This is a genomic window from Agrobacterium sp. LY4 (assembly GCF_001526585.1).
Lineage (GTDB): Bacteria > Pseudomonadota > Alphaproteobacteria > Rhizobiales > Rhizobiaceae > Agrobacterium > Agrobacterium leguminum.
Genome location: NZ_ASYA01000043.1, coordinates 1 through 12,493, shown reverse-complemented (window position 1 = coordinate 12,493; position 12,493 = coordinate 1). Strand labels below are relative to the sequence as shown.

7 protein-coding genes are annotated in these 12,493 nt (G+C 59.8%); 6 read left to right on the top strand and 1 reads right to left on the bottom strand.

Translation table 11 applies throughout. The features are described from left to right. Positions 1-170: 170 nt before the first annotated feature. From L904_RS22060 to clpB, 6 genes are all read left to right on the top strand, one after another. Positions 171-1,448: an aspartate kinase gene (locus tag L904_RS22060; protein ID WP_035263550.1), complete on the top strand. Its 1,278-nt coding sequence runs from the start codon at positions 171-173 to the stop codon at positions 1,446-1,448. A gap of 174 nt (positions 1,449-1,622) precedes the next feature. Next, entirely contained in the window at positions 1,623-3,890 is a 2,268-nt protein-coding gene (gene ptsP / locus L904_RS22055) for a phosphoenolpyruvate--protein phosphotransferase (protein WP_059762677.1), read from the top strand. 130 nt (positions 3,891-4,020) lie between these two features. Next, positions 4,021-5,100, top strand: a complete 1,080-nt coding sequence (prfA, locus tag L904_RS22050; RefSeq protein ID WP_020811675.1) for a peptide chain release factor 1 — start codon at positions 4,021-4,023, stop codon at positions 5,098-5,100. Then, complete coding sequence (gene prmC, locus L904_RS22045; RefSeq protein WP_059762679.1) at positions 5,097-5,966, top strand: peptide chain release factor N(5)-glutamine methyltransferase; 870 nt, start codon at positions 5,097-5,099, stop codon at positions 5,964-5,966. Before prfA ends, prmC begins: the two co-directional genes overlap by 4 nt. 396 nt (positions 5,967-6,362) lie before the next feature. After that, positions 6,363-7,151 (top strand): DUF4167 domain-containing protein, encoded by a 789-nt coding sequence (locus L904_RS22040; protein WP_003522542.1) that lies wholly within the window; start codon positions 6,363-6,365, stop codon positions 7,149-7,151. 366 nt (positions 7,152-7,517) lie between these two features. Further along, entirely contained in the window at positions 7,518-10,142 is a 2,625-nt protein-coding gene (gene clpB, locus L904_RS22035; RefSeq protein ID WP_020811300.1) for an ATP-dependent chaperone ClpB, read from the top strand. Positions 10,143-10,229: 87 nt separating this feature from the next. Here clpB and L904_RS22030 read toward each other — a convergent pair whose 3' ends face one another. Then, the gene (locus L904_RS22030) at positions 10,230-12,176 is read right to left on the bottom strand and encodes a M23 family metallopeptidase (protein ID WP_020811299.1); all 1,947 of its coding nucleotides are present in this window, start codon (positions 12,174-12,176) and stop codon (positions 10,230-10,232) included. Between the last annotated feature and the right edge of the window lie 317 nt (positions 12,177-12,493).

The window sequence follows — 12,493 nt, the reverse complement described above, 5'->3', positions numbered from 1 at the left end:
GCGAAAAAGGCGTACCGCATGGTTCATAAACGGCATTGCGTGCCCCCCGCCTTTTCGCTAAGAGACCCGCAACTTGAGGCTCTTTGTCAGGAAGAGCCGACTGGGTTTGTTCTTGTCCGTCCGCTCTTTGAACGAGCCGGCGGGAAAATGGGATGGTACTGGTCAAGGCTATGGCTCGCATTGTCATGAAATTCGGCGGCACGTCCGTCGCGAACCTCGAACGCATTCACAATGTCGCACGGCATGTGAAACGCGAAGTGGATGCCGGCCATGAAGTGGCCGTGGTCGTTTCCGCCATGTCCGGCAAAACCAATGAGCTGGTGGACTGGGTGCAGAACGCAGCGAAGGTGGCCGGCGCCAACGCCGCCTCCTTTTTCGATGCGCGCGAATATGACGCGGTTGTCGCATCCGGCGAACAGGTGACATCAGGACTTCTGGCGATCACGCTGCAATCCATGGGCATCAATGCGCGCTCCTGGCAGGGCTGGCAGATCCCGATCCGCACCGACAATGCGCATGGCGCCGCCCGCATTGTTGAAATCGACGGTTCGGATATCATCCATCGCATGGGTGAAGGGCAGGTTGCCGTTGTCGCCGGTTTCCAGGGCATCGGCCCGGACAATCGCATCGCGACGCTCGGCCGCGGCGGTTCGGATACGTCCGCAGTTGCGATTGCCGCCGCCGTCAAGGCGGATCGTTGCGATATCTATACCGATGTCGACGGTGTCTACACCACCGATCCGCGCATCGAGCCCAAGGCTCGCCGCATGAAGAAGATCGCTTTCGAGGAAATGCTCGAAATGGCGTCTCTTGGCGCGAAGGTTCTGCAGGTTCGCTCGGTCGAGCTTGCCATGGTACACAAGGTGCGCACCTTCGTTCGCTCCAGTTTCGAGGATCCCGATGCGCCGGGCATGGGCGACCTCATCAACCCGCCCGGTACTTTGATTTGTGACGAGGATGAAATCGTGGAACAGGAAGTCGTAACCGGCATCGCCTATGCCAAGGATGAAGCACAGATCTCGCTGCGCCGCGTGGCCGACCGTCCGGGCGTTTCCGCCGCGATCTTCGGGCCGCTCGCTGAAGCGCATATCAACGTCGACATGATCGTGCAGAACATCTCCGAAGACGGTTCGCGCACCGACATGACCTTCACCGTTCCTTCGGGCGACGTTGCCAAGGCGATCAAGCTTCTGGAAGACAACAAGGCCCAGATCGGCTTCGACGTCGCGCAGAACGAGACCGGTCTCGCCAAGGTTTCGGTCATCGGTATCGGCATGCGCAGCCACGCTGGCGTTGCCGCCAGCGCGTTTAAGGCGCTTGCCGAGAAGAACATCAACATCAAGGCGATCACCACCTCCGAGATCAAGATTTCGATCCTGATCGACGGCGCCTATGCCGAACTTGCGGTTCGCACTTTGCATTCCGCCTACGGTCTCGATAAGAGCTAAGCCGAGACATCGGTTCCCGATGCTCCGATTCTTCGGAGTTGCGTTCTTCCGATGTGGCGTTTCATGAAAGCGTGTCCCTTGCGGGACGCGCTTCTCGCGCTATAAATTTTTAAATGACCTTTTGATTCTCGAATATTATGACATTCGGATCGGAAGTGTCGGGGAGCAAACGCGATGAGAGACCTTTCCGCAGGTCCGCGCGTCCTGCTCAAGCGGCTGCGCGAAATGATGGCGGAGCACCTTGAACCGCAGGACCGTCTGGACCAGATCGTCCGTCAGATTGCCAGCAACATGGTGGCGGAGGTTTGCTCGGTCTATGTGCTGCGCTCCGACAGCGTGCTGGAACTTTACGCTACCGAAGGTCTGAACAAGGATGCCGTGCATCTTGCCCAGCTGAAAATGGGGCAGGGTCTTGTCGGCACCATCGCCGCTTCCGCCCAACCTCTCAATCTTTCCGATGCGCAGGCGCATCCCGCTTTCCGCTATCTTCCTGAAACCGGTGAGGAAATTTATCATTCCTTCCTCGGCGTGCCGATTTTGCGTTCCGGTCGCACTCTTGGCGTTCTTGTGGTCCAGAACAAGGCCAGCCGAACATACCGGGAGGATGAAGTGGAAGCGCTTGAGACAACCGCGATGCTCATTGCCGAAATAGTGGCGAGCGGCGAGTTGAAGAAGATCACCCGCCCCGGGGTGGAGCTGGATCTGACGCGCGCCGTTTCCATCGATGGCGACGGCTATGGCGAAGGCATCGGTCTTGGCCACGTCGTGCTGCACGATCCGCGCATCGTCGTCACCAATCTCTTGAATGAAGATGCCGATACGGAAATCCGGCGTCTTGCCGATGCCATCGGCTCGCTGCGTCTCTCCATCGATGACATGCTGCAGCGTCGCGATGTGCCGACCGAGGGTGAGCACCGCGAGGTTCTGGAAACCTACCGCATGTTCGCCCACGATCAGGGCTGGGTGCGGCGCATGGAAGAGGCGATCCGCAACGGCCTGACGGCGGAAGCGGCGGTCGAGAAGGTGCAGAGCGACACCAAGGCGCGCATGATGCGCCTGACCGATCCCTATCTGCGCGAGCGCATGCATGATTTCGACGATCTCGCCAACCGGCTGCTGCGGCAGTTGATCGGTTTTGGCGGTCGTGGGCCGGAGCAGGACTTCCCGCTCGACGCCATCGTTCTGGCGCGCGCCATGGGTGCTGCCGAACTGCTCGATTATCCGCGTGAAAAACTGCGTGGTTTGGTGCTGGAAGACGGCGCGGTGACGAGCCATGTCGTCATCGTCGCGCGCGCCATGGGCATTCCGATCATCGGGCAGGCGACCGGTATCGTCGCTCTGGCGGAAAACAACGATCCCATCATTATCGATGGCGATGACGGTCAGGTGCATTTGCGCCCGATGTCGGATTTGCAGCGTGCCTATGAAGAAAAGGTGCGCCTGCGCGCCAAGCGGCAGGAGCAGTTCCGCGCGCTGCGCAATGTTGAGCCGGTCACCAAGGATGGCCAGAAGGTCAATCTGAAGATGAATGCGGGCCTTTTGGTGGACCTGCCGCAGCTCGACGAATCCGGCGCCGACGGCATTGGCCTGTTCCGCACCGAGCTGCAATTCATGATCGCCTCCAACATGCCGAAGGGCGAGGAGCAGGAGGCGTTCTACCGCTCCGTTCTGCGGCAGGCGAAGGGCAAGAGCGTCACCTTCCGCACGCTCGATATCGGCGGCGACAAGGTCGTTTCCTATATGCGCGGTCAGGAAGAGGAAAACCCGGCACTGGGCTGGCGGGCGATCCGCCTGTCGCTCGACCGGCCGGGCCTGATGCGCACGCAGATGCGCGCGCTGCTCCGTGCCGCCTCCGGGGCTGAACTGCGCATGATGTTGCCGATGGTGACGGAAGTGTCGGAAATCCGCGCCGCTCGCGATCTTTTGCAGAAGGAAGTGCAGCATCTTTCCAAATTCAGCCATGCGCTGCCGAAAAAGCTGCAATTCGGCGCCATGCTGGAAGTGCCATCGCTGATGTGGCAGCTCGATGAGCTGATGCAGGAGGTGGATTTCGTCTCCGTCGGTTCGAACGACCTGTTCCAGTTCTCGATGGCGGTGGATCGCGGCAATGCGCGTGTTTCGGATCGTTTCGATAATCTCGGCAAGCCGTTCCTGCGCATTCTGCGCGATATCGTCCGCGCCGGCGAAAGGCACCACACCTCGGTCACGCTGTGCGGCGAAATGGCGGGCAAGCCGCTTTCGGCCATGGCTTTGATTGGCCTCGGCTTCCGTTCTGTTTCCATGTCGCCGACGGCCATCGGTCCGGTCAAGGCCATGCTGCTCGGGCTCGATGCCGCGCGCCTGGCCGAAGAGCTGAACGCGGCGCTGGACGACCATAACTCGCTGGAAAGCGCGCGCGAGGTGTTGTTACGCTTTGCCGCGACGCATTCCATTCCCGTTTAGAGCATTTCCAGGAAAAGTGGACCCCGGTTTTCCGTCCGGAAATGCGTTAAAGCAAAAAGTTAGAGCGTTTTCGCTTTTCGAAGAAAAGCGAAAACGCTCTAAAAGACCTGTTTCATTATTGGAGTGACTGGTGGCGAAGCTTCCCGTCGAAAAAATGCGCGAGTTGGAAAGACGCTTTGGTGAGATCGAAGCGCGTATGTCGGCCGGGCCTGCTGCGGATGTCTATGTGAAGCTGGCTTCGGAATATTCCGAACTCGAGCCGGTGGTGAAGAAAATCCGCGACTACGAGAAGGCGGTTTCCGAGGCCGCCGATCTAGAGGCGCTGCTGGCCGACAAGTCGACCGACAAGGATATGCGCGACCTGGCGGAAATGGAGCTGCCGGATGTCGAGGTCCGCATCGGCGAGCTTGAAAAGGACATGCAGGTCCTGCTGCTGCCGAAGGATGCGGCGGACGAAAAAAGCGCGATTCTCGAAATTCGCGCCGGCACCGGCGGGTCCGAGGCCGCGCTCTTCGCCGGTGATCTGTTCCGCATGTATGAACGTTTCGCCTCGACCAAGGGCTGGAAGGTGGAAGTGCTTTCCGCAAGCGAGGGCGAAGCGGGCGGCTACAAGGAAATTATCGCGACGATCAGCGGGCGCGGGGTGTTCTCCAAGCTGAAATTCGAATCCGGCGTGCACCGGGTGCAGCGCGTACCGGAAACGGAAGCGAGCGGCCGCATCCACACGTCTGCTGCCACCGTTGCGGTGCTGCCGGAAGCGGAAGATATCGATATCGAAATCCGCCCGGAAGACATTCGCATCGACACGATGCGTGCTTCGGGGGCTGGCGGCCAGCACGTCAACACCACCGATTCCGCGGTTCGCATCACCCATCTGCCGACGGGCCTGATCGTTACCAGCTCGGAGAAATCGCAGCATCAGAACCGCGCCAAGGCCATGCAGGTTCTGCGCTCGCGCCTTTACGACATCGAGCGCCAGAAAGTGGATAGCGAACGTTCGGCCGACCGCAAGAGTCAGGTTGGTTCCGGCGACCGTTCCGAGCGTATCCGCACCTATAATTTTCCGCAGGGCCGCGTTACCGATCACCGCATCAACCTCACGCTCTACAAGCTGGACCGGATGATCGAAGGCGAGATCGATGAACTTGTGGATGCGCTGATCGCCGACTATCAGGCGGGGCAGCTTGCACAGCTCGGCGAACAGCTTTGAGCACGGCGGCTGAAGCGAGTGTCGCGAACGCGCTTGCCGCAGCCCGCAAAAGGCTGCAGGCGGCGGGGATCGCCGATCCGTTTCTCGATGCGCGGCTTTTGATTGCGGAGGTCGTCGGTTTTTCATTGACCGATTTCGTGATGAAGCCCGATCGTGCCGTTACGCCGGAAGAAAGCGCCCGTATCGCGACCATGATCGAAAGACGGGCGAATGGCGAGCCCGTTCATCGTATTCTCGGCCACCGGGAATTTCATGGCCTCGACCTTCTTTTGTCGAAGGAGACGCTCGAACCCCGGCCGGATACCGAGGTTCTTGTCGATACGCTGTTGCCGGCGCTGAAAAAAGCCGTTTCCGCCAAGGGCAGCGCCCGCATTCTGGATATGGGCACCGGGACCGGCGCGATCTGTCTGGCGCTGTTGAAGGAATGTCCCGAAGCAACCGGTATCGGTAGCGATATTTCCGCCGATGCGCTGGAAACGGCGGCCCGGAATGCGGCCCGAAACGATCTCGGCGCGCGCTTCGAGGCCATCCGCAGCGACTGGTTTGAAAAAATCTCTGGCCGCTTTGACATAATTGTGTCGAATCCGCCTTATATAAGGACTGATATCGTCGCAACGCTTGACCAGGAGGTTCGTATCCACGACCCGATGGCGGCGCTGGATGGAGGTCAGGACGGCCTTGCACCGTACCGCCTCATCGCTGCCGATGCAGGCCGCTTTCTTGTGGAAAACGGGATTGTCGGTGTGGAGATCGGTTTCGATCAAAGGCTTGATGTTTCCGCTATATTTGCTTCCCACGGCTTCTCTCTTCTGGACGCCGTGAAGGATTATGGCGGTAACGACAGAGTTTTGACCTTCCGGAGATAGTTGTTCGCGATATGTCTGCGGATTTTTTGCAAGGATATTTTGCACAGCAAAAGAAAAGGCTTGGATTTCCGCAGGAAGCGGGATAGTTTGCGGCCACATGCCGGGTGGCTGAGGACGAACACAGATTCGTCAGGGTATGGGTCAGTCCCGAAGCGGGTTCTTTAAAGAGCCCTGAAAGGCTGGGCGTTTCCGGCATGTGAATCAGTAAACTTTGTTCGCAGGCGGCTCGGTGCAGCATTTGCGCAGCCGGTCGTCATACGCGAGGTCTTGCCCTGGGGTTATCTTCGGCAAGGCGCGTGATGGAGCAATTTCAGGAAAAATTTCCAGCGGTTTTCCGCCCGGAATTGCATGAAAACAACCAGATTGTCAGCAAAACAGAATTCAGGTGAGCAATTGATGAGGCCAGGACAGCAAAACAAGCGCGGCCGGGGGCGTGGAAACAACAACAATAACAATGGTGGCGGTAACAACAACTTCAACCGCAAGGGCGGCAACCCGCTCACCAGGACTTATGACAGTTCCGGCCCCGATGTTAAAATCCGTGGCACAGCCCAGCACATAGCGGAAAAATACGCGGCTCTGGCGCGAGACGCGCAGAGTTCCGGCGACCGCGTGATCGCTGAGAACTATCTGCAGCACGCTGAACACTATAACCGCATCATCGCTTCGGCTCAGGCCCAGATGCAGGAACGTTTCCAGCGCGACGACCGCGGCGAGTACAATGCTGCCGATGGCGACGATATGGATGTGAACGACGGCGATGAAGGCGTCGTTGCACCGCAGCAGCAGGCCGAACAGGCCGAGCGCGCGCAGCAGCCGGAACGTCAGGAGCGTACTGAGCGGAACGAACAGCGTCAGGAGCGTCGTGAGCGCCCGGACCGCCGCGAGCGGCAGGAGCGTCAGCCGCGCCAGCCGCAGGTAGCCGCCGAACAGCAGCCGCCGGTTTACGACGCCAGCCAGGCGCCGCAGCCCGTCATCGAAGGCACGCCCATGGAAGTGGCCGTCGAGGAAGAGCAGCAGCAGGCGGAAGCTCCGGCTGGCGAACGTGCACCGAAGACGCGCCGTGCGACCGGACCGCGCCAGCGCCGCCCGCGCCGCACCGCCGCTGCGGAAGGCGCCGAAGGCGAAGATGCGCCGGCCGGTGAAGAGGCGGCACCTGCCACGCTTGAGAACGCTGCCGAATAAGCAGCTTCTGCAAACCACTCTGCGATCGAAAAACTCCGGCTTGCCGGAGTTTTTTGCTTTTGGTGCTTGGCGGTAAATATTCAGCCAGCAATCGGCGTGGTTTCATGTGGCGAATTGATGCCTGTCAAATCATATGAAAATTTCCCGGATGATGGGTTTTTCTCCCTTTAAACCGATGAAAATGCCTCCCATATTCGTGCAGAACGGACGGAAGCCGCATTCGCCGGCAACCGACCATCGAGAGGCGGCAATCGTGAAATCCTTTAAACACGGCTGTCGTGGCGGGGCTTGCCTTTTGAGGGAGCCTCAACCCTAACACCCGGAGCCGTGCCGAAAGCGGGCGGGCCGGTCTATGGAGGTTCGACTATGAATATTGAAAAATACTCCGAGCGCGTTCGTGGTTTTCTGCAATCGGCACAGACCTTTGCGCTGGCGGAGAACCATCAGCAGTTTTCACCCGAACACGTTCTGAAGGTTCTGCTCGATGACGAGCAGGGCATGGCGGCATCGCTGATCGAGCGCGCCGGCGGCAACGCCAAGGAAGCGCGTCTTGCCAATGATGCGGCGCTTGCGAAATTGCCCAAGGTTTCCGGCGGCAATGGCGGCCTTTCGCTCACCGCGCCGCTCGCCAAAGTGTTCTCGACCGCGGAAGATTTCGCCAAGAAGGCCGGCGACAGTTTCGTTACTGTCGAGCGTCTGCTGCAGGCACTTGCGATTGAAAGCTCCGCCACCACTTCGGCTTCCCTGAAGAAGGCCGGCGCAACGGCGCAGGCGCTCAATCAGGTCATCAACGATATCCGCAAGGGCCGCACGGCTGACAGCGCCAATGCCGAACAGGGCTTCGATGCGCTGAAGAAGTTCGCGCGCGACCTGACGGAAGAGGCCCGCGAAGGCAAGCTCGACCCGGTGATCGGTCGCGACGACGAAATCCGCCGCACCATCCAGGTGCTCTCGCGCCGCACCAAGAACAATCCCGTCCTGATCGGTGAACCCGGCGTCGGTAAAACGGCGATTGCCGAAGGCCTTGCACTGCGCATCGTCAATGGCGACGTGCCGGAAAGCCTGAAGGACAAGAAGCTGATGGCGCTCGATATGGGCGCGCTGATCGCCGGTGCGAAATATCGCGGTGAGTTCGAAGAGCGTCTGAAGGCTGTGCTCAATGAAGTGCAGGCCGAAAATGGCGGCATCATCCTATTCATCGATGAGATGCACACGCTGGTCGGCGCGGGTAAGGCCGATGGCGCGATGGATGCGTCCAACCTCCTGAAGCCCGCTCTTGCCCGTGGCGAGTTGCACTGCGTCGGCGCCACCACGCTCGATGAGTACCGCAAGCACGTGGAAAAGGACCCGGCCCTTGCCCGCCGTTTCCAGCCCGTTCTTGTGGATGAGCCGACCGTTGAGGACACGATCTCGATCCTGCGCGGCCTGAAGGAAAAATACGAACAGCATCACAAGGTCCGCATCTCGGATTCGGCCCTGGTTGCGGCTGCGACGCTTTCCAACCGCTATATTACCGACCGCTTCCTGCCCGACAAGGCAATCGACCTGATGGACGAAGCCGCTTCGCGTCTTCGCATGCAGGTGGATTCAAAACCGGAGGAACTGGACGAACTGGATCGTCGCATCATTCAGCTCAAGATCGAGCGCGAAGCCTTGAAGCAGGAAACGGACCAGTCGTCCGCCGACCGCCTCAAGAAGCTCGAGGACGAGTTGGCCGATACGGAAGAAAAGGCGGATGCGCTGACGGCCCGCTGGCAGGCGGAAAAGCAGAAGCTCGGCCATGCCGCAGACCTCAAGAAGCGGCTGGACGAAGCCCGCAACGAATTGGCGATTGCCCAGCGCAACGGTCAGTTCCAGCGCGCCGGTGAGCTGACCTATGGCATCATTCCGGGTCTCGAAAAGGAACTGGCTGCGGCGGAAGCCCGCGATAGTAGCGGTGCCGGCTCGATGGTTCAGGAAGTGGTGACGGCGGACAATATCGCTCATGTCGTTTCCCGCTGGACCGGTATTCCTGTCGACAAGATGCTGGAAGGTCAGCGCGAAAAGCTGCTGCGCATGGAAGACGAGCTTGCCAAGTCCGTTGTCGGGCAGGGCGAGGCCGTTCAGGCGGTTTCCAAGGCGGTTCGCCGTTCGCGCGCCGGTCTTCAGGATCCCAACCGGCCGATCGGTTCGTTCATCTTCCTCGGCCCGACGGGGGTGGGCAAGACCGAGCTGACCAAGTCGCTCGCTCGCTTCCTGTTCGACGACGAAACCGCGATGGTTCGCCTCGACATGTCGGAGTATATGGAGAAACACTCCGTTGCCCGGCTGATCGGTGCGCCTCCCGGCTATGTCGGTTACGAAGAGGGCGGGGCGCTCACGGAAGCGGTTCGCCGCCGGCCCTATCAGGTCGTGCTGTTCGACGAGATCGAGAAAGCGCATCCGGACGTGTTCAACGTCCTGTTGCAGGTGCTGGATGACGGCCGCCTCACGGATGGTCAGGGTCGCACCGTCGATTTCAAGAACACCATCATCATCATGACCTCGAACCTCGGTTCGGAATTCATGACGCAGATGGGTGACAATGACGATGTGGATTCGGTTCGTGATTTGGTGATGGAGCGGGTCCGGTCGCATTTCCGGCCGGAATTCCTCAACCGTATCGACGATATCATCCTGTTCCACCGCCTGCGGCGCGACGAAATGGGTGCGATTGTCGAAATCCAGCTCAAGCGCCTCATCTCGCTGCTCGGCGATCGCAAGATTTCGCTCGAACTGGATGAGGATGCCCGCAACTGGCTTGCCAATAAGGGTTACGATCCGGCTTACGGCGCACGTCCGCTGAAGCGGGTGATCCAGAAGGCGGTTCAGGACAGGCTTGCCGAAATGATCCTCGGCGGCGAAGTCCCGGATGGATCGCGGGTCAAGGTGACCTCGGGCACGGACCGGCTGCTGTTCAAGGTCAAGCCCGCAAAGGGCGAGGCCGAAGCTGAAACGGCCGATGCGGCATAAAATGAAAGGGCTCCGGAAACGGAGCCCTTTTTATATGACCGGGCCCTTTTCACATGACCGGGATTGTCGTTCGGGTCTCTCCGCAGATCAGCGGCTCGCCACCTGATTGGGCTTTTCGTCAATATTCAGCAGATTGTCGATGCGCTTTCTCTCATCGGAGAAACGCGCCAGCGCCTCGCCGGAAAGCGACTTGCCGCCCGGCAGGCGCACCTTCATCGCGTCCACCTTGGTGCCGTTGACGATCAGCTCGTAATGCAGATGCGCGCCGGTCGAAAGGCCGGTCGATCCCACATAACCGATGACCTGGCCCTGCCGGACCTTTGCGCCTTCGGTGACGCCCTTGGCGATGGCGCTCTGGTGGTTATAGGAAGAGACATAGCCATTGGCATGGCGGATCAGCGTCTGGTTGCCGTAACCGGAGGCCCATCCGGCCTTTTCGACAGTGCCGTTGCCCGTCGCGATGATCGGCGTGCCGCGGGCGGCGGCCCAGTCTGTGCCGGTATGCATGCGGCTGAATTTCAGAACCGGGTGACGGCGCATACCGAAACCCGATGTCATGCGGCCGTTCGGAACCGGGTTGCGCAACAGGAACTGCCGGATGCTTTTGCCGTTTTCATCGAAATAATCGATGCTGTTGTCGTCCGGGTTCTGGAAACGATAAAAACGTGTCTCGTTGTCGCCGAACTTGGCGTTGACGTAGAGCAGTTCCGACTTGTCCGTCGCCTTGCCATCCGCGTCTTCCACTGAGAAGAAGGCTTCGAGCGTATCCGCCGGCTTGAGCTGCGCCTGAAAATCGACGCTGCTGGCCAGAAGCTTGATGAGCTGCGAAACCATGCCCTGGTTCATGCCGTAGGCAAGGGCCGCGCGGTAGACCCCGTCATAAACGCTCGGCAGATCGCGTCCGGCGGCAGGCGCCGGGGTGCTGTCGAAGGCGGTCGCCACGGCATCGAGCTTCGGCGGCTCGCTGGCCTTGATGAAACGCTTGCTGTCATCGATGGCCATGGTGACCATGTGGCGGCCCTTGCGATAAAGGCTGACGCGCACGATGTCGCTTTTCTCGTCTTCCTGAATAATGCCGACGCGCAGCACATCGCCGCTTTCGACATTGTTCGACTGGATTTGCGGCGATAGCAGCCCGGCGATTTCCGAGGATTGCGCCTTCGAATAGCCGGCGCCGAAAAGGGCGGCCTCGATGGTTTCGGTCTGGCGGGCAGGGATCACGTCGTCGGCATATTCCTTGACAGGCACCGAGGCGGACTGCGGGGTGGAGACCGACATGTTCTGTTCGACGACACGGGCGGCAAGGCCCGCGGTAATGTCGACATCGCCGTCGTCATTATCGAAACGGCGTGGGTCGATGTAATAGAGCGCTGCCAACTGCTCGTTGCCATCCGTCAGGATCGAACCGTTCGAGCGCACCGCCTCCTCGACCTCGTCGAAGCTCAATGAGCCGGCGAAGGCATATTTGGAATGCTGTACGGGAAAGGCGACAGTCTTCAGGCTGACTTCGGATTCAACTTCGGAGCCATAGATCGTTCCCGTCCGGCTAGGCGCGGGTGCCGATGCGTCCTTGTCCTCGTTGCTGGCAAAAATATTCAGGGGGTCGAAGGCGGGATAGTCATCCTGCTTGGCGTAATTTGACGCCAGCGGAATCTTGACGTGGGAGAAGGGAACCTTGCGGACCACTTCCTTGTCGCCTTCATTGATGACGGTGGAAACTTCCATGATCGACCGGTCGGACGGCCGGGCCGCGATATTCGGTGCGACGAGGCGCGTTCCGCGACGGGCGGCTTCCGTGGCATTGTTGCCCATATCCGCCTTGGCGAAGGCTTCGGCGGGAATGGCGAGCTGCTGGCGACCGTCAAGAGCGGCAAACAGCGCCACGCCCATCAATATGGAAGAGGTAATGCCGGTGAGGAACGTGCCGGAAAGCCATCGGAGCGAAATTTCGCGACGATCGGGTGCACGGCGCCCTTCCGCCAGAATTGGCGGTTCTGTGCCTAGCGACCGGATCACATTGCGATCCGCAGTCATACCAGCTGTGCCCCGTCGGTCATGCGCTCTCCAGAAACTTCAGGCGAAGGTGTGCAACTTTCAAAGCTGGGAGTCAAATCGGTCGACGCACCAGCGGGACATGTCGCAGCAGCCCATATAAGGACACGCGCAGGCATGTCTCGTATTAACGCTTCGTTGACGAAGCAATTAGCGAGGAAGGGGGCTAAAAGAAGGCGCGAGCCCTGGCTTGATGCCCGGCGGCCTGTTCTCCTGTGCAAAACCAGGAGCACGTTGGCGTCTTTTTATGCCGATAAGCTCATGAAAACGAAATTCCCTTTTACAATCAGTTACCTATC